Here is a 26,193-nt window from a genome sequence, read left to right as displayed (position 1 = left end):
GGTAACTGTATATTGGATATGAACAGGCCAATCTGATTGACCTGTTCATACTACGAAGAAGCGCCCCTTGTCATGAACATGACGAGGGGCGCTCTTTTTTAAGAATGATATCGAATAATTACTCTGCTGCAATTCCACTGAATGGCTGTGTACCTTTAGGGAGTAACTCTTTGTACGTAAACGGGAATTCCGGGAAACCTTCTGCATAAGCAGTGTACTCATACAGTTGGAAGAACACAACTACGCCTGTAGGCGTTACATAGAAGTCCTGATCCTTGTTCAGCCCTTTATAGCCGTCCAGGTAACCACCGCGAGCTTTAAGCTGTTCACCAACTTTTTTGCCAAGTGTATCGCGCATCGTCTTGTTGTTTTGCAGCACATCATCAAGACTCAGCTCTTTACCTGTATCAAGCGCAAAGGTGTGACCTGTTCGTGTGGTCATCCCGTGGGCCCCGGCATAATCCTCATAACGCTGAGTAACCAATCCCAGCACGCCGTTTTCGTTGTACGTCACCACATAGGTGCTCTCGAATGCATATGGACGGTTGGCTGCTGCCGTTCCGTATTCTGCCGTTTGCTTCTTGAAAGCAGCTACAAATGTATCCACTTCGTCTTTCAGCACTTTGTTGATTGCCGCTTCGGCTTCATCGCTAGCAAGTCCACTCACCTGTGGATATTGAATATCTACCTCAGCATTTTTGATGTCCACTTTCACGGTTGCCGATTTCACTTTCACGCTATTTTGCTTCACTTTGCTCAGCGCCAGTGTTTTGGTTTTACCATCCCAGCTGCCTTGAACACCCAAATAATCTCTCATCGCCGAAAAAGGAATGTACAGGCGTCCCTTGATCAGTTTCGCCTCAACGTTGGGATAATAATTATTTACTCTTAGCGATGGTTCACCATCGGCCAGGCTGATTTTCATCGTGTTATTCGCTGCAGTCAGTGTGTACTCTTTTGTTTTTGCGTTATAGGTTAATGTACCACCAGCCACATCCTTAACTGCAGTGAGGGATACCCACGTGGATCCACCTTGTAAAAGTCCCTTTTGTGTCAACGTTTTGCCTGCAGTCTTCAATGTAACATCTGTGGATGCCGTAACTTTAGAAGTAACCGAAGCTGCTTGCACGGAGTTATCCTGCCATACCGCCCCACTACCTACAATGATTCCTGCCGCGAGTAATGCACTTGTCCACTTTTTCCATGATGTCATATATATAACTCCTCTCGAATTTGCCTAGGGTTCATTGCGTATGTATCCTGATCGCATATCTCATACGCTCACCTCTTTATTATAATTAACCCAATTGAGGAAAGGTTTACAGCACCAGTTACAATGTTGTTCAATCCAAATCCATTTGGTAAAGGTTTTGTTACGAACAAATATACAAAAAAGACATCAAATCATCATCATTATTCTCGTTGAAGCAAGGTGGTTGATGCCTAACTTCATTAAAGCTCCTCTTAATAACAAAAGAGACCCTGCCCGATGGACACAGTCTCTTCATATCTTCTTCTATGTTTATTTCATTTCATACGTAATGTTGAGCGTCGTGCTCACTTTTACCTGACCTGTTTCAATTTCTGTACCCGCAGCAGACTGTGCCATATCCTTGACCATCGAACTTTCTGTTGCATAGAACACAGGTACATTGGCATCACCTTGAGTTACAGACAACACAGCACCCAATTGACGTTTAACCGCCTTGGCAATCGCTCCTGCTTTCACCTCTGCATTAGCTACTGCCTTCTCGATCACTTGTGCTTCAAAGTTTTCCGGATTTTCTACCGTAAAGCGTACATTCTCGATATTATTGGCACCTGCCTGCGAAGCAGCATCCAACAGTTCACCAATCTTGTCCATCTCCCGGTACGTAATCGTCAGCGTATGATGAGCGGTATAGCCTTTAATTTGCTGACCTTCTTTATCAGTATACGTATAGTTTGGCTGTACATAGAACTGACTGGTCTGAATGTCGTCTGCACTGATTTTCCACGTATTCTTCAGCAGGTTGGATACCTTTTGAATTTTTGCGGCATTTGCCTTCTGGGCGGAGGCTGCTGTCTCAGCCGTGCTATTCACACCGATCGATAGATAAGCGATGTCCGGCTTTACCTGAATCTCGCCTTTGCCCACTACATTAATCACATTTTGCTGTACCCCTTGTACTTCTGCAGCATAGGCATAATTCCCCGGTGCCACCCACGCTGTACCACCAACGAGCAATGTTCCTGCCACCAATACCGCACCTAGCGGTTTCATCCATTGTTTACCCATTACGCATAGCCTCCTTATATTTAAGATCTCAATCTCAAAGCCGTTTGATACCCTAACAGACGGAGGTGTTTTCCAAAATGTTGCACTTGATTATCCCTATAACGCAAAAAAGCCCCTTGCGGGACTTCTTCATGTCATGTTAATCATATCTTATTGGTTTTCAAGTTCTTCCTTGCTCACCAAACTCACTAAAGCGTTTACAGCCTGTTCGGCGTCCGCGCCTTCAGCACTAATTTGGATTTCTGTACCAGTACTGATTGCAAGGCTCATGATCCCCATGATACTTTTTGCATTAACTTTTTTGTCGTCCTTCTCGACGAACACTTCAGATGAGTACTTATTCGCTTCTTGAACGAACAGTGCCGCAGGTCTGGCATGGAGACCCGTTTTCAAACGGACAACTACCGGGTGCTTTGTCATGGAAACTTACCCCCTATTAGAAATCTAGACATTAAATACACAATTATATTTATAACATTATACCATTAACCCGCGCAGGACACTAGAAGAAAAAAAACCAGCACATTTCTGATTATTTAACCAGGTCCACATCCGTTAACCGTGACGTTCATTCCGCACTTTCTCAGCCAACTCGTCAATCTTGCGAAGCCGATGGTTGACACCCGATTTGCTGACGGTACCTTTTAACAGCTCGCCAACTTCCTTCAGGTTAATGTCAGGATGCGCCAGTCTGACCTCTGCAACCTCACGCAGCTTCTCAGGCAAAGACTCCAAACCGACTTCCTTTTGCAGCAGCTTGATATTGTCGATCTGTCTCACTGCAGCTCCGATCGTCTTGTTCAGATTAGCTGTCTCACAGTTGACGATCCGGTTAACGGAATTACGCATATCCCGCATAATCCGTACATCCTCAAACTTGAACAAGGCTTGATGCGCACCAATGATGCTGAGCAGCTCAATAATTTTCTCGCCTTCCTTAATGTATAGGATGAATCCTTTTTTGCGTTCTATACACCGGGCGTTGAGATGAAATTCATTGGCCAGGTCCACGAGGGCCTGACAGTGCTCTTCATACATGGATGCGATCTCCAGGTGATATGAGGATCCTTCAGGGTTGTTGACCGAGCCACCCGCCATAAACGCGCCGCGTAGATAAGCCCGTTTACAACAGTTTTTCCGTAACAGCTCCTGATTAATTCCTGGAGTAAACAAAAAGCCTTCCGATACAATGTACAGATCCTTTAATATCTCCTGTACCATGGACGGAATACGAACAATATATACATTGTTCTTTTTCAGCCGCATTTTTTTGCGGACAAGCAATTCCGTATGCACTTGAAAATGCTTTTTAAGCAGAGAGTATGCCCGTCTTGCGATCGCGGCATTCTCCGTCGAAATATCCAAGATAACTTTTTTATTCGATAACTGCACCGCACCTAGCATACGGATGAGGGCTGAAAGTTCCGCCTTTTCGCAGCACGGTTCACTCTCAATCATGGTTAATTCTTTTTTGGTCTGTGCTGCAAACGACATGGGACTTCACCTCTTCCGTAACATCCAATTTTGGACCAGCTGATAGATGTGGTGACTAAGCTTATCGGCATCATGACGCAGATAAGTTCTAAACAGAACGAGTGTATCCGCAACCACCTGATAGCCTGAACTTTTTAGTACATCCATATCCAAAACAACCGGTTTGGCTCCTTTTTCCGCATACCTATTCTGTACCTGCAGCGGAATTTCACCATTATTAACAATAACATAGTCAAAGAGCTGATGCCCCACGTGCTCATGAACCGCCTTGAGGTGGTCACTCACCGTATAGTTATCCGTCTCTCCAGGCTGTGTCATCACATTGCATATAAACATCTTCACGGCCTCTGCCTCGACAACAGCCTCTGCCAGTTTGGGAACTAATAAGTTAGGCAGAATGCTCGTATACAAGCTGCCTGGCCCAATCAGGATGGCATCTGCTTGTCGAATAGCTTCCACAGCCTCTGGCAACGGCTCCACGTGATCCGGTTCAAGGAAAACGCGTTTGATGCGTCCGCCTGCTTCAGGGATTTTGGACTCGCCTGTAACAATTGAGCCATCCTCCATCTCCGCATGCAGCACAACCGCCTGCCCGGCTGCCGGCAAAACCTCACCGCGAACGGCAAACACGCGGCTAAGTTCCCGCACTGCGGTTACGAAGTCGCCTGAAATATCCGTCATTGCAGCCAAAATCAAATTACCCAGGCTGTGGCCTGCAAGCCCCGCGCCTGTATTAAAACGATATTTTAGCATATCCGATAGCAATGGCTCAACATCAGCCAGCGCCGTAAGCACGTTACGAATGTCGCCCGGAGGCGGCATTTGCAGTTCGTTGCGCAGGATGCCTGAACTTCCACCGTCATCTGCAACCGTGACGATGGCCGTGATGTCCAGCGGCTTCTCTTTCAAACCGCGCAGCATCACGGATAACCCGGTTCCGCCGCCCATTACAACAATTCTCGGACGTTCTCTTCGTGGTCCGGCTTCTTTCATCCCTTCACCCTCTTCAATGACGATCACGGTCAGCGTCGCGATGGCTCACGGTAACAGCTTCAGTTTCGCTGCTTCCCAACATTTTGCCCAAATATTCGGATATGGCTACCGAACGATGCTTGCCGCCAGTACATCCAATCCCGATAATCACCTGACTTTTGCCTTCCTTCCGGTACTGCGGAATCAGGAAGTGCAGCATATCGAGCAGTTTGGTCAAAAACGACTGTGTTTCAGGCCATTTCATGACATATTCATACACATCACTATTCTGCCCCGTATTCGGACGCAAATGATCAATATAATGCGGATTTGGCAGGAAACGAACATCAAACACCAGATCCGCATCGATTGGAATGCCATATTTAAATCCAAACGACGTGATATTCACCGACAGCATATGACTTTCCAAATGAGAAAAGCGTGAAATAATCCGTTCTTTTAGCTGCGCCGGCTTCATCGTACTTGTGTTCAGCACCTGGGTAGCCGAATTCTTGAGCTCCTCCAGCATCTTGCGCTCCAGACGGATGCCGTCAAGCGGCATGCCCTCAGGAGCCAGCGGATGTCTGCGTCTGCTCTCCTTGTAGCGCTGTACAAGGACGGAATCAGTAGCATCCAGGAATAAAATTTCGCAATGAATGGTAAAATGATCTTTTATATAGTTCAAAGACTCGGACAAAGCCGTAAAGAATTCCCGTCCCCGCAGGTCAATCACGAGGGCTACCTTACCGATCTTGCCGTTCGATTGTTCAATCAGTTCCGCAAATTTCGGAATCAACACCGGTGGCAGATTATCCACGCAGAAAAAGCCGAGATCTTCCAGGCTCTGTACCGCAATCGTTTTGCCTGCTCCGGACATGCCCGTAATGATAATGAGCGTGGCGCCTGTGCCCGGTGAAACTTCACCTTCAAGCATAAATGTCCCCTCCTTATCATATTGCTGCCTAATCATATGGTTCCGAGGTTACTAAGAACGCAAGAGAAGTCCTGCCGCGCCAACAATTCCCGCATCGTTGCCCAGAGTTGCTTCCAGGATTTGAACACCCTCCTGCAGCGGTTCAGGTGTCAGTTTCGCAAATACAGCACGTACTTCGTCAAACAGGATATTACCGGCTTTGGATACACCGCCCCCGATAATGAACATTTCCGGATTCATGACTGCAGCAACAGCCGCCATGGATTTACCCAGATAGAATGCAGCACGATTTACGATGCGCAGAGCTACTTCATCTCCAGCTTTGGCTGCATCGAATACTTCCTTGGCTGCAATTTTGTCCACAAGCGCAAGTGACGTATGATCGCCGCGTTCTACCGCATCCTTAGCCATACGAATAATGCCCGTTGCGGACGATACAGTTTCCACACATCCCATTTTACCACAACCACACTGAATGGCTTCCAGATCAGGCACAACACTGACATGACCCAGTTCTCCCGCCATGCCGGAAAATCCCTGATAGATTTTACCGTTAAGTATCAAGCCTCCGCCAACACCTGTGCCCAGCGTGTAACATACGCAATTATCCACGCCCTTGCCGGCACCTGCCCAAGCCTCACCCAGTGCAGCAACGTTAGCATCGTTATCTATTTTAACTGGCTTGCCCAGACGCTCTTCCAGAATCGAACGAATGGCTACATTCCGAAATCCAATGTTAGGAGCGAGAACGATAATACCCTCGCGTACATTCGTGAACCCGGCTACCCCAGCCCCTACACCTTCAAGCTGTTCCCAGCTATATGGCGATTCTGCCACGATATGACGGACATACTTCTCGATGTTGGCGATGACCGTATCTACGCCCTTATCCACTTCTGTCGGCCCTTCATACGTATGCATAAGCTGACCTTGTTCATTGCATATACCGACCTTGATTGCTGTTCCGCCGAGATCGACCCCAACGTAGATTTTCTCAGACATGCCGCAAGCCACCTTTATCTATCTAAAATAGTTTAATCCTACGTACCAACTATAATTGAAGGATACGCCTGGGTCAAGACGATAAGACCATTGATACAGAACGCTTCGCCGCGATTGTGAACCCCATCACATCCATATCATGTATACGTATACAACCTCTCCTCTCTTCTACCAAAACGCAAGCTTTCACGCTTCCCTACTAGAAAGGGAAGCCTCAACTCATGATATTTCATGATCACTCGTTCCATGCGTAAAAGATGACAGTTGTCACCTGAAAGTCATGACAACTCTTACTAATCCCGTCACAGTTCGTTCGGTAAGATGGAAATATCTTAGAGAACAGACAAGGGACGTGAATACAGATGAATACCAATTCAACCATCATACAGCTTGAACAAGTCAGCAAACGATTCGGCAGCAAGCTGGCCGTCAACCCTATTTCCCTGAAGATTAACCGCGGCTCAATCGTTGCCATCCTTGGCCCAAACGGCGCAGGCAAAACAACCACCTTGAACATGATGCTTGGCCTGTCCACCCCCTCCTCAGGAGAGGTGACCGTCCTGGGAATGCCGCCAGGCCATAGACAAGTCCGTGAGCGCATCGGTGTCATGCTACAGGACGTGAGTGTCATGGACGGCCTTACGGTTCGGGAAATCATTCGTATGGTGCGCAGCTACTACCCTACCCCGCTGGATGCGGACAAAATCGAAGCTTTGACAGGTCTAAAGCCTGAGGATCTGAACAGAAGGGCCGAGAAGCTGTCAGGTGGTCAGAAGCGCAGTCTGAACTTCGCTCTTGCCATGGCAGGTGACCCGGACGTGCTCTTCTTCGATGAGCCTACGGTTGGCCTGGACTCCGAGACCCGAAGATACTTCTGGAAGCAGATTCGCCAGCTTGCCCAGCACGGCAAAACGATACTCTTCACGACACATTACCTGCAGGAAGCGGATGAAGCAGCCGACCGGATTATCCTGTTCGCCGGAGGCTCAATCATTGCGGACGGTACGCCTGATCGTATCAAAAGCGGAATCGCCAAACGGACGCTTTCCTTCTCGCTGCCAGGTGGCCAGCTGGATAACGGACTTGTAACTCCCGATGCAGCACTACCGGACATCCATACACAGATTGAAGATCTGCCTGGAGTTGAACGGATCGAGTATCGCAAAGACCGCTGTATTCTTCATACACAGGATACAGACGCTCTGATTCGTGTCATCATTACGCGCCAGCTGCCTGTTAGGGAAATCCGTATTGAAACCGGACAACTGGACGATGCTTATGCAACCCTGCTCGAAACCATGAAGGAGGAACACTGATATGTCCATGCTGTTTGCCCAATCTCGCGTAGAAATGCTCCGCATGTCCCGCAATGTCTACTTTGTATTTTGGTCACTGCTGATGCCTGTGATCTTCTATGTTCTCTACACCCGCATATTTACCACAGGTACAGTAGATGCGAAGGAGTGGAATGCACACTACCTCATGTCCATGACCTGCTTTAGCATTATGGGTTCATCCATTATGACCCTAGGGATCCGACTCGTTCAGGAGAGAGTACACGGCTGGGTCACCTATCTGCGCGTCACTCCTCTCCCGGACTCCATTTATTTTGGCGGCAAAATGATCGGTCAGACAGCCATGCATCTGTGTTCCATTGTCATCATCTTTGCAGCAGGCTATCTGATTAATGGTGTGTCCCTATCGGCCTCCGAGTGGATTGGCTCCGCTCTGTGGATTTTGGCTGGTTCCCTGCCCTTTCTCGCCCTGGGTACGTGTATTGGCACCTTCCGCCGCGTCGATACCGCAACCGGGCTCAGCAACGCCCTGTATCTTTCGCTCGCTTTGCTTGGGGGGATGTGGATGCCGCTGGACGTCATGCCGAGCTGGCTGGCACAAATCGGTCAATGGCTGCCTTCCTACAGTTTCGGCAATGGAGCCTGGATTATTGTAACCGGTGGTGTACCTGAGCTGCGGGATATCCTGCTATTGGCAGCATACTTGGTGGTATTTATGTTAATATCCACCTATATCCGCAGCAAACAAAAGGAGGCTTAATCTTCTACATGCTTCAGCGTTTTGAGCTTTTCCCTAAGCGGTACGGGATATATCCATACATCTGGATGATCTATCTTGCCATGCCGATTTATAATTTATGGAATGCTCATGGACTGAGTTTGTACATCGGTGTCACGGTATTCATTGTATTTATCCTGACCTACCGACAGCTGTATATGACGTCTGGAACCTCCGCATTCTCCTACTGTCTTGGTCTGCAGATGGCTGCCGTACTGGTACTGAGTCTTGTGATTGGTCCGAACATGTTCTTTCTGGGCTTTTTCTCGGCCAACTTTATCGGATGGTATACGGATCGACGGATGTTCCGGCGTTTTCTATTGCTTTTTGCCATCGTCCAGACCATCCCCATTGCTATTAACATTAAGGAATTTACTGCGGAGCAACTCCTGTTCTTTACTCCGTTTTACCTGATTATGCTGGTATCTCCTTATGGAATCAGAACGATGCTGGATCGTCAGCAGCTGGAAGCCAAGCTGGATGAGGCCAACCAGCATATCAAGGAGTTAATCAAACGCGAAGAGCGTATGCGTATCGCCCGCGATCTGCATGATACGATGGGACATACACTCTCTTTGATCACGCTCAAGAGCGAGCTCGTCACCAAATTGATCACCAAAAACCCCGAACGTGCCATACAGGAAGCGCGTGAGATCGAACGTACCTCTCGAGCAGCACTGCGCGAAGTAAGGCAGCTTGTCTCTGACATGCGGGCGATCAGCATAGCTGAAGCGCTAGCCGACGCCCAAGAGATGCTGAAGAGTGCTGACATTGTGCTTCAAATAACAGGTGATCTGGGGCCGTATGGCGATGTGCCGGACCTGACCCAGAACATGGCCAGTCTCTGCATGCTTGAAGCCGTAACCAATGTTGTGAAACATAGTGGCGCCTCTCAGAGTCTGATCCATCTGGAACGAACACACGATGGCGTTCAGATCACGGTAAGGGATAATGGTCATGGCATGACTTCTACCGAACGTCCAGGCAACGGACTGAAGGGCATGTCCGAACGCCTGGGACTGATTGATGGTTCTCTACGGATTACATCCGATGCAGGAGGAACCAGTCTTGTCTTTTCCTTTCCGCTGATTGCCAGTGAACCCCAAGGAGGAGTGTAATAATGATTCGAATCATGATAGCCGAAGATCAGCGCATGCTGCGCGGTGCACTTGCGTCACTGCTTGATCTCGAGGAAGACTTTGAAGTCATCGGTGAAGCAGGTAACGGAGAAGAAGCAATTCAGCAGATCTCTTCTCTTCAACCTGACCTATGCTTAATGGATATTGAAATGCCTGTCATGACGGGTCTTGAGGTCGCAGAACGTATACAACAGCTTGGCCTGACCTGCCGCATTATCATCCTTACGACCTTTGCCCGGCCGGGCTTTCTGGAACGAGCCATTCAGGCCGGTGTGCAAGGTTATCTGCTGAAAGACGAGCCAAGTGACCGTTTGGCGGAAGCCATTCGCCGTGTCATGAATGGTGGACGGGAAGTGTCCCCCGAACTGGTCTTTGGTGCAGCCAAGGAAGCTAATCCCTTAACGGAACGGGAGAAAGAAGTGCTTAAACTGGCGGCAACCGGCATGAACGCCAATCATATTGCCACCTCACTCCATCTTTCGTACGGTACCGTGCGTAATTACCTGTCCGAAGCCTTTAACAAGCTTGGGGCGAAAAATCGGATGGAAGCGGTCAGTATGGCTGAGGAGAAAGGCTGGTTGTAAATCGGATATGCGCCATCCAGTGACGCGACCACGGGTGAAGTACATATATAAAGATGTGGCCTCTGGCCCATGCGTAAAACAAAAACGCCTCCCCTTACGGGAGGCGTTTTAACTTTTTTCAACCGTATAATCCTCACTAGTACAAGTCATCGACCCGATCGTTATAGCTTGGTTTCCACACGTACTGGTTCTTCGGTCTTCTCCATTTTGTTGACATCCAGGATATCGAGCAGGAAGACAAAGATTGGAATACCGATAATGAGGCCCCAGATTCCCAGGAAGTGCTGTGACAGAATCAGTACGATAAACGTGTAAAACATCGGCAGCTTTGTCTTATGTGCCATCAGTTTTGGATTAAGGAAATACGTTTCCAATGCATGAATGATGACAATCATGACGATAACGATAATGCTCAGCTGTATCCCGCCCATTTGGTAGCCGATCAAACACAGAGGCACCAATGATATAATAACGCCCGCTACCGGTACAAGGCTCAGCAGGAAAACGAGAATTGTCAGAGCAAATAGATACGGGAATCCGAGTATCCATAGACCCAGGATGGTCAGAGCCGTATTGAATACGGCGATCAGCAGCTGCGCTTCAATCACTTTACCAAAAGACGATACAAATTTGTCCCCAAGATAAGCCACTTCATTGTAGAACCAACCGATCTTGCTCGTTTTGAACTTGGATGTGAACTTGACGATCTCCTGCTTCTGCAGCAGGAAGAACAGACTGAGTATGATGACCAGCAGAATAAACTCGAGCCATTTGCTCAGAGCGAAAATATACTTCAATGCATCGTTCGCATAGTTCTTGATGTCGTATGATTGAAGGAAGCTGGCCACTTTGGCTGCCAGATTATCCCCTTCGGCGGTATCGAAGAATGTCATAATCTCATTGGTTAACTGAATAACCTGATTGACAATTCTCGGTGAATATCTGGATATACCCAGCACAATAGCTGCAATTACGATCAGATAGAGCAGTATGACGACGACTTTATAATTAATCGGAAATAGCCGATTTAATTTCCCCGTAATAAACTGCTGCAACCGATTCATGACATACGTCACTAGAAATAGCAGCAAGATCATGTGCAGCATACTCCCCATGCTGAACAGGACCAAACAAAACAACAGCAGAATCAAAAAGCGTCTGACTGTTGCATTTTTTAACCACTCTTTAATCATTTCCCCCAAAATCTTCACCTCGCAGCTAATATGCCCATTATGTATACGATCTCATGTCCATTTGGTTTCAAAAAAAGAGAAGCCTCCCGGCTTCTCTCACGTGATGAGACTTCCCGTTGTCTCTTATTTATAGTTTATGCAGCGTACTACCCTGGTCATGCTTACTTATCCAGCGTTTCGCTCCAATCGTGGATAATACTGCCTTCAAGGTACTTCTCACAGTCCATGGCCGCCATACAGCCTGAGCCTGCAGCCGTGATGGCTTGACGATATTTCGTATCCTGAACGTCACCGCAGGCGAATACACCCGGAATGTTCGTTTCGGTGGTTCCTGGCTTCACCACAACATACCCGTGGTCATCCAGAGCAATCTGGTTACCCAGGAAGCCCGTGTTAGGCGTGTGACCAATCGCTACAAATACGCCATCTGCTTCGAGCAGCTCCTCTTGACCTGTCTCGTTATTGCGCACCTTTAGTCCTTTGACACCAAGTGCCTCTGGCACAACTTCAAGCGGTGTCCGATTCAGGGCCCATTTCACCTTCTCATTGCTGCGCGCCCGGTCCTGCATGATCTTCGATGCCCGCAATTCGTCCCGGCGGTGAACGAGTGTCACGTCTGTTGCGAAACGGGTCAGGAAGCTGGCTTCCTCCATCGCGGAATCGCCGCCACCCACAACAATGATTTTCTTGCCACGGAAAAAGAACCCATCGCATGTCGCGCACGTACTTACGCCGCGCCCCACATTCTCCTGCTCGCCCGGAATGCCGAGATAGCGGGCAGAAGCACCGGTAGAGATAATAATCGACTCCGCCTCAAGCTCACCAATGCCTCCGACTTTCACCTTGAATGGCGGCTTGCTGAAGTCAACTTCCTCTACCCAGCCATTCTTGAATTCCGCTCCAAAACGCTCTGCTTGCTTCCGCATGTTATCCATTAATTCCGGCCCCATAATGCCCTGCGGGAATCCTGGAAAGTTTTCAACCTCTGTCGTGGTTGTCAGCTGGCCTCCAGGTTGCAGACCTTCTATGACCAAAGGGTTCAGGTTGGCACGAGCCAGATATATCGCTGCCGTCAAACCTGCAGGTCCGGTTCCGATCACAATCGTTCTGTATTTAGACATATAGATACAGCCTCCTTGATAAGGTTGAGAGTGTGTTGACTGGAAAACTTCTAGAGTGATATGACGAAGCCTATTCGTTAAGTTTACCCGTTTTGCAGGCAATTGTATCCTTCATGAAATTCCGATCTTTCTCAAACTGTCTCCAAGCGCATAATGTTGCTCATCTATACGGCCAACAAGAAAATGTACATGTAACCCGGAGTATACTACACAGTCGGCGGGATGCTTCCGCACACCCGAACAATTTGCCGTGCGTATTTGCTAACGGTGGAAGCCGATATGCCGTACCGTTCCGCTATACTCTGATAGGTAACGGGACGACTGTGGATTTTGGCCGCGAGATATTCCAGCCCTGCAGCCCAGCCTTCAATTTGCTTGAGCCCCGGGCCATCCGGATGCACTCTGGATACATAATCGGTCCAGATCCGTTCCATCTCCTGCTGCAGCTCCGCTTTCGCTTCTGTCATCTGCAGAGCACGCTCCACAACGGCTTGCCAGTGCGAAGTCGTTTCCGACTTGGCTTGCACTGTGCTTGATTGCATTTTAGGAAGAAGATGGTCTGTTATCCCGGATACCGGTTGTTGATCATGGTTATTGCCATGATTCTGCTCTTTCATTTGGAGTCCGCTCAGCACAGATTCAGCCACAGCAACCAGATCCTGATCTTCATCAGGCTCTTGTACGAAGGATTGCAGGGCTTGCTGCACCTCATAATCACCGATCATGGCCAAGGCATGAATGACCTGAAGCTTGGTTGCACGATCTCCATGGCGCAGCGCCCAGAAGAACGATGAACGGATGAGCGGATCATTCTTCATCTCTTCCGGTATACCGTTACCATAGTTCTCCCATTGTCTGAATTGCTCGTCAAACGGAAGATGGTAGTGATAGCTGAGCTTCTCCGGCTCAAGCTCCCCCTGCCGAACTGCATCAAGGCCAGACAGATAGAACTTGGAAACCTCCGAGCCTGGATCAAGCTTGGACACATGGCGCCACAGGCGCTCTGCAACGTCGTAACGTTCCGTATTGTACGCTGCCACAGCCGCGTAATGAGCAAGCGCCGGATCGGCTGCGGTCTCTTCATCCTTCAAGAGTCGGCGGAAATGGGTATAGGCGGAGTCATGCTGCCCAAGAATCCCCATCGTGGTAGCCAATTTATACACCTGCTCCTTTTGGAAAGGCATGATGACACGCAGTTTTTTGATTAATAATAGCACTTGGTCTGCCCGATTCTCGTTCTGGTGGAAGATCGCCAGATTACACAAGGCATGCAGATTTCCCGGCTCCTGCTCCAGCACTTCGGCGATCGTCTCTTTCGCCTTGGGGAACAATCCCATATAGTAATAGGCCAGCGCGAGATTGTTCCGAGCCGCCAAATAGTCAGGGTAGTCGGGTGACATGCCCTCCAGAAGTTCAGCTGCCTGAGCAAATTTCCCCTCTTCCAGTAGCTCTCTTGCCTGATCGTGCTCAACCACACCTTTACGGGATTTGATCCGGTTCAGCTTGGCCGGGCGATCCAGCTCATAATACAGAAGCTCCATCATCTCTTCGGCTTCCGTCATGAACTGCCCCTGCGGGTCCTCCTCCAAATACGTAACAAGTGCCTGCTCCGCTTCCTCAAACCGGTCCATATTCGCATAATTGTTGGCCATATAGAAGTAGCATTCCGTCATGGACGGATCAACCACCTCCAGCACATGCGCCAGAACGGCATTGGAAGCTTCGTAATCTCCCTTCTCAGATAATATACCCGCCATATTGCAATGGTTCACCGGATTTTCCGGTTCATATTCAACAGCTTTACGAAAATATTTTAATGCCTTGTCAACATGATTACGGTCCAGCGAGCGGACAGCTCTCTCGAAAAAGAAAGAAGCATCCAAGTGAATCGGTATAATATTGGCAAGGGGTCCTTCTGCCCGCACTAGCTTGCCCTTCATCTTCCAAGGCACCTCCTCTTTGCTTTCATTCATACTCTCCAGTATACCACATCTGGCGGCGGTCTTCTCAACATGTAGTTTCAAGAGCTTTATGCAAAAATTGCACATAAAAAAGATGCCATTCCATCCTCCTTGAAGGGTGAAATGCCATCTGGATATCATAGGGATTTTCTTTTGAAAATGGAGATCCTCTCCATTTACAACCTCGCTGCCATCGTCGGTGACAGTGTAATATCTATCGTCTTTTTGAAAGGTGTCATGAAGTTTACCAGCACAACCTTGCATTGGTCCGGTAACTTCGCCTCGCGTACAGTTGCTGCCAGATGACCCATCTCGCCTCCAGTCAGCTCGATCCAGTCTTCTCCACAAGAATAGCGGAGTGTTCCACCCTTCCACAGATAATGCCCGCCATTCGTCTCGAGCAGCTCGCCAGATGACAGCTCCCCTTCATCTCCAAATACGAAGGACAACTGCATCATAATCTCCTCTGGCTCGTCACCTGACAGTTCCAGCTTCCAACCACTCTCCGTTGGTACAACCTCCGCCCGTGTGCGGAACGTCTGTTCATGGGTAAGTTCTCGAATCTGATGAGGTAGCACATACCATGGGCTGGTGGAAGTTTTCACAGTCTCGGGCAGCTGATTTGCAGGAATAGGAGCATAATAGCCTTTCTTCTGCTCACCCCTCAGACGATATCCTGCGGGCAATCGGTCCATCTGCTGCATCGGCACATAGCCGGGATTGAAGTAGGAGGCCAGCTGCACGGCCAGCAGACGTACGGAACCATGACGAAGAGCAAAAAAGGACGGCACTTCCGTCATTATGGTTATGCTTGTCGCATGATCCCTTATACGGGCAACAGGCGCGCCAAAGTCCGTATGCATCCGGCTATGAGAGATACGTCCATAATGTCCTGCTGACGTCATTTGTTGTAAATAACCCTCACGCGCAAAGTGTTCATTCAACATGATCTCATACTGCTTAGGGAGTTCGTCTTCCACCTCATATATTTTCTGCAGCTCCGGCTCCAGCAATAACCGAATGAGCGAATTGACCGAACAGACGCCAGGGTCTGTTAGTGAATCGCCTGCCCATTTCGCCATGTTGGCCAAGAGCGGATCATGGTCCATCCGGGCAAGAATGGCATATGGCAGGTAATAAGGGGACAAGTCATGCATACTGCCCAGATCCTGACGACCTGAGTAATCCGTGACAATCTCACCTGTCGGATGTACCAGATACACCATCATGCGCAGATTAAGTCTAACGGGCTCAAGCAGTTCAGGACGATTCAACAAGCGAGCCGCATGGATCAGCATAATGTCGCTAACCGCGTTATAGATTCCGTTGCTGCGTTCTGTCCACTCCCCATCTGGAGTTATATCCATTCCTTCCGCCAGCCACTGCTCTGCACGCTTCACTGCCTCTTCCAGGTCAAACAGCTGATGCAGGAAACCAAGAGCCGCGCATAACACCCAGCGATGGTTCGGCGTATGGCAACCTCCTGTAAGCATGACGGGTACAGTTCGTTCCAAAAATAACCGCATGTTGTCCAGCACAGGCTGCAGCTTCTCCCAATCCTGCTGTTGAAGCAGCTGGTACAACTGAGCATACCCCACCACGACAAATGCCGTGTCTGGCGGTGAGTGATAGTTGGTCCACCCCGGAGATATAGAGCCGTCCTCATGCTGGTTACGGAGCACAAACTCCGTTGCCAGCAGAAGACGCTTTAACAGCTCTTCATTTCGATAGTAGAGTGAGTCTGGATTGACAAGCGCTGCCCCCCAGTAACACATATCCGTAGGGGTTCCGGTTGTATGATTGACCCAAGCGATACCTGTGTAGGGATCGATTGTTCCACCGTAGTATCGGCTATTCGGATCAAGCACCTGCCGGGATAACCCTCTCTCCACCGCCTTGTCATTGCTATCCACCAGTTGCTTGTACATGTACTATTCCCTCCAAACTGAGTAGTTGCGCGTGGCTGGGCTGGATTGCCAAAGAAACAGCCGCAGCGCACTCATACAGCGCGCGGTCTGTTTCCAACATCATCGTCCCTCCCTTGCCTTATCCATCTTCTTCATAAGCAGTGCATGACTCTCGTGAATTTCATCCGGTGTACAAGCTGATTTCAGTTCATAGACCTTGACCTTTGCCCGGCCGATCATGGGGAGGTATGCATCATAGAAATGCATATCTTGACTGTGCACATACGGACACCAGTGATCCGAAAGGCCAAGCGTCTCATGAATATGAACGCCTACGATATCATCCATCAGCCCTTGCATCTCACCCACGCTGTCGTAGAGCCCAAGGCGATCCATCATGATGGCATGCCCGGTATCATACCAGATGCCAACTGGAGCCCCTTGTAGAGCCTCAATAATTGTCTTGGCTTCTGCCAGCGTAGGGATCTGCTGTGGTCTGGAGCGGGTTTCAATGCCGAACCGGACATGGAGACCTTTGGCTGCTGCCTGATTGCAGACTTCATCCAGGCTGCGGATAATCTGTTGGACATAGCCGGTGCTCAGTGCCTGCCGCCGTTCCACAAATTCCTCCCATTTGCTGCGATACTTAGTTGAATCTTTCCCCTCGTCGTGATACAGCTGTGCAAGCTCCTTGCTGACACTCTCCGGGATAGGTACCTCTCCCGGGTGTACAACAACAGCCTCAGCCCCGTAACGATGGGCATATTCTGCAGAACCGACAAGCAGCTGGATGGCCTTTTGACGTTTCGTTTCGTCCTGGAATCCGAGCAGTACCGAATCTGTACCATAATCCGGGTCCGGCACATGGGGAAATGTGTTATGCACACTGGAAACACCAATCTCTCCGCGCTCAATCATAGGCTCAATGGACGTCAGCATTTCCTTCGTCACGTTGTAGTTAAGTTCAACACGGCGGAAGCCAAGCTCGCGAATTTCTTGGATCATGGCCTCCCCCACCTGGTGACGCTTAATGTTCCAGCATGTGGAGAACGAATACTCACCCTTGTCATTTTGCTGCATACAAGCTCACTCTTCCTTTCTCTGTTGCAACCTTTCCCACATATAATGGATATGGCTTCAAATCAACCTTTTACGGCCCCAAGCATGGCACCACTAACGAAATATTTCTGCAGCCAAGGATAGACAAGCAGGATGGGAACGGTAGCAAATATAACAGTGGCAGCCTTCAGACTTTCTGGCGTGAGCGGTGCCCGGTTTGCACCCTCCATCTGTGTCAGTTCACTCACCATATTGTTCTGTACCATTTGGAACAGCTTGAGCTGCAGCGGATACAGCTGTGGATCATTAATGTACATCAGAGAATCCTGGAATCCGTTCCAGCGTCCCACCGCATAGAAGAGAGACAAGGTGGCCATTACTGGCAGCGAGAGTGGAAGAATGATTTTCAACAAGGTATGAACATGTGAGCTTCCATCGATCTCAGCTGACTCTTCCAGACTTTCCGGGATGCCATTGAAGAAGGAGATCAGGAGAATCAGGTTAAACGGGCTGACCAAGCCAGGCAATATCAATGCCCAGACCGAATTCAGCAAATGCAGATCACGAATCAGCAAGTATTCCGGAATGATTCCGCCACTGAAGAACATCGTAATGATGATGACATACATGAAGAGCTTGCGGCCCTTTAGTTTCTTCTTGGTCAACGGGTACGCTGCAGCAACAGTAAACAGCATGCATAATACCGTAGTCGCAATCGTCAAAAGCGCAGTGTAACCAAGTGAGTAGAGCATGGAATGGTCAGAAAACACCTTGACGTATGCATCCCAATTAAACTCCTTCGGAAACAGCGTCACTTCTCCCGATGTTATCGCCCGGTTGGAACTAAACGATATGGCAATCGTGTGCAGAAAAGGAGCCAGACAGAACACGACAAACAGGGTTACAAAGGAGATATTAATGATATCAAAAATCCGATTTGAGGTGCGGTCACTCATATGCGCACAACTCCTTTACTGATGGTCTACAGCATAACAGGCTCGCGTACGTTCTTTTCCTCTACAAAATCCCTTCACCAGTTACCTTTTTCGAAATGTAGTTGGAGCCCAGCACGAAAATAAGACCCACGACGGCCTGGAACAGTCCGACTACCGTTGCCAGTGTATACTGCCCGGATTCCAAACCCATCCGGTATACGAAGGTGCTTAGAACATCTGAATATTCGCGCACCGCTGTGTTCCCGATAATGTAAGGACGATCGAATCCAATCGTGACCATGTGCCCCAGATTCAGAATAAGCAGGGTTACAATGGTCGGCTTGATGCTCGGCAAAGTAATATGCCAGATCTTTTTGAGACGCGTTGCTCCGTCGATCTCAGCCGCTTCAAACAATTCCTTGTTCACACCCGTCAGTGCAGCCAGATACAGGATGGTTCCCCACCCGGCACTTTGCCAGACACCGGTAAACAGGTAGGTTACAAGCCACGGATTCTTCTCCGTCAGAAATGGGATGGGGTTCAGCCCCATACTCTCCAGCACACCGTTTACCATACCTGATTGGTTGCCAAACAGCTGGTATACGATCCCCCCGATAATCACCCATGAAATGAAGTGAGGGATATACAGGATGGTCTGCGACAGCTTTTTAAACCATTTAAACCGAATTTCATAGAGCATGATTGCCAGGATAATTGGAGCAGGGAAAGATACAATCAGATCCAGAAAGTTGAGCATAAAGGTATTTCGCAGAGTGGTGTAGAAGTCCCGCATCCCAAATACCTCGCGGAAAGCATCAAAGCCAATCCACTCGCTGCCACCAATACCCTGAAACAGGTTAAAATCCTTAAATGCGATCTGTACGCCATACATCGGTCCGTAACGAAAAATCACGAAGTAAATAAGGGGCAGGGAAATCAACGCGTACAATTGCCAATACCTCTTCAAGTAGGGGGTCATGTCTGTCTCCTCCAATCCGTAAAGATAAACTGTGCCGCCTTCAGGTGACGGCACAGGTCTCTTCAAAGTTTATCTGCTCTCTCCAGTAAGCTCTATACCACTTGCGAGGATCGTTTTTCTTATTTGGCAGCAAGCTCCTGAACGGCCTGTTCAAGTTCTTTCTTCAGTGCTTCACCGCCGAGTGACATGTAATCATTCATTTCCCGTTCGTATACCGCTTCGAATTCTTCCGGTTTCGCCATTGCTGTTTTCACGATAATGACATTGAGCTTATCTTTGAGTGCTGTACCATATTTCATTTCTGCTTCAATTGGCTTATCGAAGATAATAGGCCCTACGGTATCCGTATTGGCAATATCAATGGACTGCTTCAACATCTCCTGATTGTTCTGCGGGAATCCCAAGACCCAAGCTTTTTCATTCATGGCCTGGTCACCCACATTTTTGCCGTTCGAAATGATGGCCATATCCCCTGCATTGAAAAGACGATCCTTGGCTTCCTGCGTAGCATCCTCTTTCACAACGGGAAGTCCATCAACCAGTTCATAGTTCTCACTTTCAACCCCATTGAGGATATCCGACAGGTTATTGTCTGAAGCCATCCAGTCCAAATATTTAATGGCTTCGACAGCGCGTTTGCTGCTTTTAGGAATCATAATGTACATGCCGTTGGAGCCATATCGGGATTTAATATGTTTGTTGTCTACATTCGCATTGGTATAAGCATCGACTGGAACCAGGTTGCTTCCCTCTACGTTTTTGCGCAGATTGTCCAGCGTTCCATCCGCGTAGAAGATGGCATCCACATCTTCAGACCAGTAGCCGATGTTGCCGTTCTGCACGTCCTTGGCCAGTTGGGTTTTATCTTCATCCAGACTGAAGTCCTTGCTGATTAAGCCCTCGTTGTACAGCTTGTTCATGAACTTCATGGCATCCTTGAAACCCTCATGCAGAGGCAGCTCAAAACGCTGAGCGTATGTCAGATCACCACTAACCGGCTTGATAAAGGAGTAGATCAATGTTTCAAATTGAGCCGGAGCCAGTGCCATTCCCATCGGAATGTTTTTGCTGCCAAGCTGACCAGGGTCCTTCTCTTTAAACGCCTTCAACGTGGTGTACAGCTCATCGGTCGTTGTAGGCAATGGTAATCCCAGTTTATCCAGCCAGTCCTGACGAATGTACGAGCTGTATCTTCCTGTAATCGCACGTTTACCCGGTATAGCGAACTGCTGGCCTTCCAGCTGTCCAAACTTTAATGTATCCTCGCCCAGGAACTTCTTCAGGTTCGGTCCATACTGATCCAGCAGTTCACCAACATCGGTCAGCCCGCCCTGCTGGGCGTAGCGGTAGAACACACTTGAGTCGTATACAAAAACAATATCGGGAACATCGGTATTGCTGGCCATGAGAACATTCAGCTTCGTCACTTCTTCCGAGCGCTGAATTGGTACGAATTGAACATCAATGTTATTCGGGTCACCGAATTTTTCCTGCACCAGTTTCGATAAGTAGTTGTTCGTAATGGTGTAAGGTGAAGGACTGTTACCACGATCAAACACTTCCACTTTCAAGGTGACACGCTCGCCATTACCTGACGCATTGCCCTCTGCTCCGCCTTGTTCCGATGCGGATGAACAGCCGGCCAGCAAGGAAACTCCCATTACCATCGTAAGCGCAAGTCCTACCCATTTCTTTAGACTCCCTTTGGTTGCTTTTCCTGTCATTTGTGTCATCTCCTTTGCCCTTGTGTGAATGGTTAAATCCTGCCCAGAGTATTCCACATCACTCCTGACATTGGCAACAAACTCGTTTCGTAAACGCTTACATAAGGATAATGGTTTATGCGAGCGACGATTTTCGTACACTGACCATTTTCATCGATCCTCGCCCCTGTATTCCATCTATGCTGCACATTGTTGTTACCGCCCAACCGACCTGCTTTTCAAAACTCAATAAACCATTTTCATACACTGCCTATATTCGCAAGAGGGCAATAAACCGGAATCATGTGTGTTTATCACACAATAACCTGCCCCTCTGTCAGTGGGATCGTTATGCTCCAACAGCAATAGGGCGAATTCGTGCATGATGCCCTCCTGACGGAGAGCGCCTGCACGAATTCCGCCCTGTACATGTCTGATGTAGTCAGCCGCTGAACTCTTTCCCTTCATGATTGTCCGCGGGATGCTCACGCTTCAAACGGCGATAATCACCTGGTGTGATCCCTGTTACCCGTTTGAACACACGTCCAAGGGTAATTCCGTTGGCATACCCGACTTTCAGAGCAATGTCCTGCAACGAAAGATCGGTATGGACCAGAAGTCGTTCAACTTCCTTCATCCGCAGCTCGGTCAGGAAATCCACAAATTTCATGTTAAACTCTGTTTTGAATAAATAACTTGCATGCTTGCCCGAAACCTGGAATCGATCACTCAGATGCTTCAGCGAAAGATCCGGATTCGCAAACTGTTCTTCAATGTATGTTTTCATCTCATTGACCAGTGCTCTGTAACTCTTGGTTTCGGTCACCGATACATAGGTTCGGAACAGTTCGGTCAGATCATCAAACAGCATGGATTTAACATCCTCAAGCGTCTTCGCTTCCTGCATCGATTTTAACCACTTATTCAAGTTCTCTTCGGATAATTTCTCCTGTAGCTCCTCTGACATCATGGCCACTTCGCGGCGAAGCATCTGCAGCATGGCCTCTAGAAGAGAGAGAATATCATCATCAGGCAGCATGTTGTGCTCAAAGGCAGTAAAAATCTCCTCAAGCAGGTCACGCCACTGGCCGCTCGACATTCGGAATCGCTTCACAAAATCGGCCATCATCTGCAAGTAGGTGTAGGTTTCCAGCAACTGTTGAGAGGTTTCACCAGCCCCGGCCAGAACCACATCTCCATTCATCAGGAGCTTGCGCTGCATTACGGCTTCTGCTGCTGTATATGAGTCACGGATCGCTTCTACGCCCCTGGCAATCGGCCCGATTCCGAAGCTAAGTGAGATACGGAGATTCTGTTCCACCCAAGACCTGAACTCTTCTGCAACTGCACAGATTCGGTCAGTCATATCTTCACTTGGTTCCAGAGACTGGAACAGGATCGCAATTCGGTCCGCACTCACCCACTCCATCCAGCATTGCATTGCCGTGTTACGAGTGAGCTCCTGCAAGACGTTCATCAGAGCAAATTTTAGCGTGTTCTGCTCACCTCGCGTGTATCGTTCCTGGAACCCCTTCTCATATCGATTGATTTCTCCCAGTACAACCGTGAAGTGTGATGACTGATCCGTATCCGTTAACGGTGATAGCTCCTTTAATCGTTCAGTGGCACGATCCAGATTCTCGCCATGCAATAGATCGTTGAATAGCTTGCTCCGCTGCAGCAGCGCATTTTCCCGGCTTTTCTCATCATAATCCATCATGTGATTAATCAGATTTTCCAGCACGCCGTCAATCAGCTTCATTTCGTCCACACTTGACCCTGATTGCTCCGATGCTCTGATTTGATGGGCCTCAATTCGATTCATGATAATCTGAATAGGCTTATAATTGCGGCGAGTAATATAAACAATATAAATGATGGCACAGACAACGGTCAGGGCAGCAATAAACACCCATACATAAGAAATGACCGATACCCAGCCAAAGAGATTGCCTGCCTTAATACCACTATGGAGCGTCCAACCAAGCCTCTCGAGATGAAGTGTATTTAATGGTTGTCCCCCATGAGCGCCTTCACTGTCTGAGTGGGCATTATATACAACCTGACCCTTCTGATCGGTAACAGTCATGAAGGAAAGTTGTCCATTCACCATGCTGTCGATGCTCTGCTCAATACTGCTCATCTTGATGTTAATAACCAATACACCATCGGTACCAAAGGGCAGAGGCATGTCCTTATTAACCGTGAGCACCCGGATTGGGGTACGCTGAACCGACTCCACATCATATACTCGAAGGGGCTGCCACCCGGGAGCAAGGGAACCCGACATGATTTGATCAATCCAGTTCTGATCTGCAAAGCCTTCTATTTCCCGGGCTCCGCTTGAAGTTAAAGCGCTATCATTTTTCTTGTCATATAAATAAATCGATTGAATCCATGAAGAGGAATTCGTCAGTTCACGCAAACTCTGCGCAATCGTATAGACCGTTTCCTTACTTGCCTGACCTGGATTATTGAAGTAGAGCTTATACGCCTGCTCACTCTGTACGGCCTCCGTCACCGACAGTTCAATATCACGAATAGTACGATCGAGGTTATCTACCAGATAACTGGCGGATATACGGTCCGCTTTTCTCGTTTCTTCTCTGGAGATATCGTTAATGAACACAAAAGCAATAAAAATGAGTATGGTCACGGTAAGAAAAAAAATAGGGAAATACGAAAAGAGTAACCGATAATACCAAGTACGGGACAATAGACCCCACTCCTCACTCCACTGAGCTAATGTACATCAGCTGTGGTTCTCCTATTTATCACATTTTCATTCGTTCTTGCTCTAGTTGTGGCGTTTTTTTCGGGTAACTCCAAATAAGCCGATAGATGCAATTTGATGTTATTATAGCACAAGCTTCAGAGCAGCCAAGCAGGGAATTATAGCATCAAGCCGTTCATATCATATTCAGATAAAAAAACAAAAAACCGTGCCGAGCAGCTAACTACTCAAACACGGAACAGCAAATCTCATGAACACTTTAGATTCCGGAATCTCTAAACAATGTCGCCATGGAGCCGCCATCCACAATAATGCGAACGGCTCGTGCCAGCATTGGCGCAACAGGCAGGACTTTGAAGCACTCCGGATGGTCATCAGGCAGCGCAATCGAATCTGTGACAACCACTTCGGCTATGGATGGATGATTAAGCTTGGTTAGCGCATTACCCGAGAATAGACCGTGTGTCGCACACACATACACATTTTCGGATCCGCGCTCCTTCAACCCTTCCACAACATTCAAAATCGTCGTCCCTGTATCAATCAGATCCTCAATGATAATCGGCGTGCGTCCTTCCACATCTCCAATCACATGTGTAATGATGGATTCATTGTGGCTCGGCCGCTTTTTGATCATAATGGCAAAAGGTGAGTCCAACCGATTGGCCAGCTTCTCCGCCATGGATGCCCGTCCTGCATCCGGGGATACGACCACCGGATTTTCAATGCCTTTGCTGAGCAGGTACTCGCTTATCAGATCAAGCGATGTCATATGATCGACAGGAATATTGAAGAAGCCCTGGATCGCTGCTGCATGCAAATCAATTGTCACTACCCGGTTTGCACCGGCTGTCGTCAGGACATCTGCCACCATTTTAGCCGAGATCGGCTCACGTGGTGCAGACTTGCGCTCCTGACGGGCATATCCGTAATAGGGAACGATAATGTTCACTGTGCGGGCAGAAGCCCGTTTGGCTGCATCAATCATCACGAGCAGTTCGACAAACAGCTCGTTAATCGGATGAGACAGTGACTGGATCAGAAACACATCACAGTTACGGATGGTTTCTTCGTAATGAACGTATATTTCTCCGCTCTTGAACCGGGACAGCTTAATTTTGCCCAACTGTACACCCAGCTTGTCACATACCTGTTCTGCCAGCTTGGGGTTCGATGAACCGGAAAAAATACGTAACGAATGTTGCATAATGCCCCTCCCGAGGGTTAGATTCCCTATATAATCCCTTATTGAACAAGGTTATTTCCTAACCTCATTATACCCCACTGCCTTATACATTTAAAGGAACGAAAGAGCGGCGGCGGCTTTCAAAAACAGCCACCTCCGTACAACCCAGCTCCTGCAGAAGTTGCTCGGCTTCAGGCAAATGTTCACCCAGTTTAAGTGGGGCGTGGGCATCAGAACCAAGGGTCAGCGGGATACCCAGCTTAATGGCTTCTGTTAACATCCGGCGACTAGGGAACATCTCAGCACAAGGCTTCGACAAGCCTGATGCATTAAGCTCCATAGCACAGCCACTCTTCGCAATAGCTTGCAGAGCAGCATTCTCCAGTGCAATACGCTCTTCCGTCTGCTCCGGTGAGGGATTGAAGCCAAAACGCTTAATAACGTCAGTGTGCCCCATAATATCGTACATGCCTGTAGCAGCAGCTTTACTTACAGCATCATAATACTGACGGTATACCTCTAAAATATCTTTGCCTTCCCAGTGATGGGTCTGACGGAAGTCGGTGATATCCCATTCCCCAAGGAAATGAACTGAACCGATGATGTAATCCCAAGGATAACGTTCAATGATTGACCGGATTTCGGACTCCCATCCTTCGATGTAATCCCCTTCAAGGCCAACACGCACCTCGATCTGACCGCGGTACCGCTCTTTCAGCGAGAAGCATTCTTCCACATAGCGAGGCAGCTCATCCATGGGCATGGCCATTTCGGGATAATAATTCGCTGGATCTACATGCAGCAAAGGCATGTGATCAGATAGTCCAATCTGGGACAGTCCAATCTCCACGCCTCGCTGTACATAAGCCTCAAGCTTGCCGACAGCATGACCGCAGCGCTCATGGTGAGTGTGATAATCAATACGCATTAGAGCACCCC

22 protein-coding genes are annotated in these 26,193 nt (G+C 48.5%); 4 read left to right on the top strand and 18 right to left on the bottom strand.

Annotated elements, in window-relative coordinates; all coding sequences use genetic code 11:
- Nucleotides 1-118: 118 nt before the first annotated feature.
- From CHI14_RS26820 to CHI14_RS26790, 7 genes are all read right to left on the bottom strand, one after another.
- A complete protein-coding gene (locus tag CHI14_RS26820; RefSeq protein ID WP_095293019.1) occupies nt 119-1,213 on the bottom strand; it encodes a PdaC/SigV domain-containing protein in 1,095 nt (364 codons plus the stop codon).
- A gap of 309 nt (nt 1,214-1,522) precedes the next feature.
- On the bottom strand, nt 1,523-2,278 hold the full coding sequence (locus CHI14_RS26815) for an SIMPL domain-containing protein (RefSeq protein ID WP_095293017.1): 756 nt from the start codon (nt 2,276-2,278) through the stop codon (nt 1,523-1,525).
- A 150-nt stretch (nt 2,279-2,428) separates the two neighbouring features.
- Nucleotides 2,429-2,698, bottom strand: coding sequence for an HPr family phosphocarrier protein (locus tag CHI14_RS26810; protein WP_017691248.1), 270 nt, complete (start codon nt 2,696-2,698; stop codon nt 2,429-2,431).
- Nucleotides 2,699-2,833: 135 nt separating this feature from the next.
- A complete protein-coding gene (gene whiA, locus CHI14_RS26805) occupies nt 2,834-3,772 on the bottom strand; it encodes a DNA-binding protein WhiA (RefSeq protein ID WP_095293015.1) in 939 nt (312 codons plus the stop codon).
- Nucleotides 3,773-3,778: 6 nt separating this feature from the next.
- Nucleotides 3,779-4,765, bottom strand: a complete 987-nt coding sequence (locus CHI14_RS26800) for a gluconeogenesis factor YvcK family protein (RefSeq protein ID WP_095293013.1) — start codon at nt 4,763-4,765, stop codon at nt 3,779-3,781.
- A 13-nt stretch (nt 4,766-4,778) separates the two neighbouring features.
- The gene (gene rapZ / locus CHI14_RS26795; RefSeq protein WP_095293011.1) at nt 4,779-5,678 is read right to left on the bottom strand and encodes an RNase adapter RapZ; all 900 of its coding nucleotides are present in this window, start codon (nt 5,676-5,678) and stop codon (nt 4,779-4,781) included.
- 51 nt (nt 5,679-5,729) lie between these two features.
- Nucleotides 5,730-6,680, bottom strand: a complete 951-nt coding sequence (locus CHI14_RS26790) for an ROK family glucokinase (protein ID WP_095293009.1) — start codon at nt 6,678-6,680, stop codon at nt 5,730-5,732.
- Between the two features lie 362 nt (nt 6,681-7,042).
- On the opposite strand from CHI14_RS26790, the gene CHI14_RS26785 reads away from it, so the two are divergent.
- From CHI14_RS26785 to CHI14_RS26770, 4 genes are read left to right on the top strand one after another with little or no spacing between them, the layout of a single operon-like run.
- Complete coding sequence (locus tag CHI14_RS26785; RefSeq protein ID WP_095293007.1) at nt 7,043-7,996, top strand: ABC transporter ATP-binding protein; 954 nt, start codon at nt 7,043-7,045, stop codon at nt 7,994-7,996.
- 1 nt (nt 7,997) lies between these two features.
- Nucleotides 7,998-8,735 (top strand): ABC transporter permease, encoded by a 738-nt coding sequence (locus CHI14_RS26780; RefSeq protein WP_095293005.1) that lies wholly within the window; start codon nt 7,998-8,000, stop codon nt 8,733-8,735.
- A gap of 8 nt (nt 8,736-8,743) precedes the next feature.
- A complete protein-coding gene (locus tag CHI14_RS26775) occupies nt 8,744-9,871 on the top strand; it encodes a sensor histidine kinase (RefSeq protein WP_170948284.1) in 1,128 nt (375 codons plus the stop codon).
- Between the two features lie 2 nt (nt 9,872-9,873).
- Entirely contained in the window at nt 9,874-10,476 is a 603-nt protein-coding gene (locus CHI14_RS26770; RefSeq protein ID WP_095293003.1) for a response regulator transcription factor, read from the top strand.
- A 161-nt stretch (nt 10,477-10,637) separates the two neighbouring features.
- Here CHI14_RS26770 and CHI14_RS26765 read toward each other — a convergent pair whose 3' ends face one another.
- The 11 genes from CHI14_RS26765 to hisJ form a co-directional block, all read right to left on the bottom strand.
- Complete coding sequence (locus CHI14_RS26765) at nt 10,638-11,669, bottom strand: AI-2E family transporter (RefSeq protein ID WP_095293142.1); 1,032 nt, start codon at nt 11,667-11,669, stop codon at nt 10,638-10,640.
- Between the two features lie 161 nt (nt 11,670-11,830).
- On the bottom strand, nt 11,831-12,790 hold the full coding sequence (gene trxB / locus CHI14_RS26760; RefSeq protein ID WP_095293000.1) for a thioredoxin-disulfide reductase: 960 nt from the start codon (nt 12,788-12,790) through the stop codon (nt 11,831-11,833).
- A 206-nt stretch (nt 12,791-12,996) separates the two neighbouring features.
- Nucleotides 12,997-14,730: a tetratricopeptide repeat protein gene (locus CHI14_RS26755; RefSeq protein ID WP_095292998.1), complete on the bottom strand. Its 1,734-nt coding sequence runs from the start codon at nt 14,728-14,730 to the stop codon at nt 12,997-12,999.
- A gap of 197 nt (nt 14,731-14,927) precedes the next feature.
- A complete protein-coding gene (locus CHI14_RS26750) occupies nt 14,928-16,679 on the bottom strand; it encodes a hypothetical protein (RefSeq protein ID WP_095292997.1) in 1,752 nt (583 codons plus the stop codon).
- Between the two features lie 99 nt (nt 16,680-16,778).
- Nucleotides 16,779-17,738 carry a sugar phosphate isomerase/epimerase family protein gene (locus tag CHI14_RS26745; RefSeq protein ID WP_095292995.1) on the bottom strand — a complete coding sequence of 320 codons (960 nt, stop codon included), beginning with the start codon at nt 17,736-17,738 and terminating at the stop codon, nt 16,779-16,781.
- Nucleotides 17,739-17,800: 62 nt separating this feature from the next.
- Complete coding sequence (locus CHI14_RS26740; protein ID WP_095292993.1) at nt 17,801-18,673, bottom strand: carbohydrate ABC transporter permease; 873 nt, start codon at nt 18,671-18,673, stop codon at nt 17,801-17,803.
- 61 nt (nt 18,674-18,734) lie between these two features.
- Nucleotides 18,735-19,631: an ABC transporter permease gene (locus CHI14_RS26735; RefSeq protein WP_095292991.1), complete on the bottom strand. Its 897-nt coding sequence runs from the start codon at nt 19,629-19,631 to the stop codon at nt 18,735-18,737.
- Nucleotides 19,632-19,750: 119 nt separating this feature from the next.
- Complete coding sequence (locus CHI14_RS26730; protein WP_095292989.1) at nt 19,751-21,355, bottom strand: extracellular solute-binding protein; 1,605 nt, start codon at nt 21,353-21,355, stop codon at nt 19,751-19,753.
- Nucleotides 21,356-21,776: 421 nt separating this feature from the next.
- On the bottom strand, nt 21,777-24,050 hold the full coding sequence (locus CHI14_RS26725) for a helix-turn-helix domain-containing protein (RefSeq protein ID WP_095292987.1): 2,274 nt from the start codon (nt 24,048-24,050) through the stop codon (nt 21,777-21,779).
- A gap of 277 nt (nt 24,051-24,327) precedes the next feature.
- Nucleotides 24,328-25,275 carry a ribose-phosphate diphosphokinase gene (locus CHI14_RS26720; protein ID WP_095292986.1) on the bottom strand — a complete coding sequence of 316 codons (948 nt, stop codon included), beginning with the start codon at nt 25,273-25,275 and terminating at the stop codon, nt 24,328-24,330.
- An 82-nt stretch (nt 25,276-25,357) separates the two neighbouring features.
- Entirely contained in the window at nt 25,358-26,182 is an 825-nt protein-coding gene (gene hisJ, locus CHI14_RS26715; RefSeq protein WP_095292984.1) for a histidinol-phosphatase HisJ, read from the bottom strand.
- Nucleotides 26,183-26,193 lie beyond the last annotated feature (11 nt).

Origin of the sequence: Paenibacillus sp. 7516 (genome assembly GCF_002272715.1) — a bacterium.
In the GTDB taxonomy this organism is placed as follows: domain Bacteria; phylum Bacillota; class Bacilli; order Paenibacillales; family Paenibacillaceae; genus Paenibacillus; species Paenibacillus illinoisensis_A.
The sequence above is the reverse complement of the archived record's forward strand: the minus strand, read 5'-3'. Positions and strand labels throughout refer to the sequence as shown.

Bases quoted from the DNA above. Each gene is read 5' to 3' on its own strand.
- CHI14_RS26820 (WP_095293019.1), bottom strand. From the start codon at position 1,213: ATGACATCATGGAAAAAGTGGACAAGTGCATTACTCGCGGCAGGAATC.
- CHI14_RS26815 (WP_095293017.1), bottom strand. From the start codon at position 2,278: ATGGGTAAACAATGGATGAAACCGCTAGGTGCGGTATTGGTGGCAGGA.
- CHI14_RS26810 (WP_017691248.1), bottom strand. From the start codon at position 2,698: ATGACAAAGCACCCGGTAGTTGTCCGTTTGAAAACGGGTCTCCATGCC.
- whiA (WP_095293015.1), bottom strand. From the start codon at position 3,772: ATGTCGTTTGCAGCACAGACCAAAAAAGAATTAACCATGATTGAGAGT.
- CHI14_RS26800 (WP_095293013.1), bottom strand. From the start codon at position 4,765: ATGAAAGAAGCCGGACCACGAAGAGAACGTCCGAGAATTGTTGTAATG.
- rapZ (WP_095293011.1), bottom strand. From the start codon at position 5,678: ATGCTTGAAGGTGAAGTTTCACCGGGCACAGGCGCCACGCTCATTATC.
- CHI14_RS26790 (WP_095293009.1), bottom strand. From the start codon at position 6,680: ATGTCTGAGAAAATCTACGTTGGGGTCGATCTCGGCGGAACAGCAATC.
- CHI14_RS26785 (WP_095293007.1), top strand. From the start codon at position 7,043: ATGAATACCAATTCAACCATCATACAGCTTGAACAAGTCAGCAAACGA.
- CHI14_RS26780 (WP_095293005.1), top strand. From the start codon at position 7,998: ATGTCCATGCTGTTTGCCCAATCTCGCGTAGAAATGCTCCGCATGTCC.
- CHI14_RS26775 (WP_170948284.1), top strand. From the start codon at position 8,744: ATGCTTCAGCGTTTTGAGCTTTTCCCTAAGCGGTACGGGATATATCCA.
- CHI14_RS26770 (WP_095293003.1), top strand. From the start codon at position 9,874: ATGATTCGAATCATGATAGCCGAAGATCAGCGCATGCTGCGCGGTGCA.
- CHI14_RS26765 (WP_095293142.1), bottom strand. From the start codon at position 11,669: ATGATTAAAGAGTGGTTAAAAAATGCAACAGTCAGACGCTTTTTGATT.
- trxB (WP_095293000.1), bottom strand. From the start codon at position 12,790: ATGTCTAAATACAGAACGATTGTGATCGGAACCGGACCTGCAGGTTTG.
- CHI14_RS26755 (WP_095292998.1), bottom strand. From the start codon at position 14,730: ATGAAGGGCAAGCTAGTGCGGGCAGAAGGACCCCTTGCCAATATTATA.
- CHI14_RS26750 (WP_095292997.1), bottom strand. From the start codon at position 16,679: ATGTACAAGCAACTGGTGGATAGCAATGACAAGGCGGTGGAGAGAGGG.
- CHI14_RS26745 (WP_095292995.1), bottom strand. From the start codon at position 17,738: ATGCAGCAAAATGACAAGGGTGAGTATTCGTTCTCCACATGCTGGAAC.
- CHI14_RS26740 (WP_095292993.1), bottom strand. From the start codon at position 18,673: ATGAGTGACCGCACCTCAAATCGGATTTTTGATATCATTAATATCTCC.
- CHI14_RS26735 (WP_095292991.1), bottom strand. From the start codon at position 19,631: ATGACCCCCTACTTGAAGAGGTATTGGCAATTGTACGCGTTGATTTCC.
- CHI14_RS26730 (WP_095292989.1), bottom strand. From the start codon at position 21,355: ATGACAGGAAAAGCAACCAAAGGGAGTCTAAAGAAATGGGTAGGACTT.
- CHI14_RS26720 (WP_095292986.1), bottom strand. From the start codon at position 25,275: ATGCAACATTCGTTACGTATTTTTTCCGGTTCATCGAACCCCAAGCTG.
- hisJ (WP_095292984.1), bottom strand. From the start codon at position 26,182: ATGCGTATTGATTATCACACTCACCATGAGCGCTGCGGTCATGCTGTC.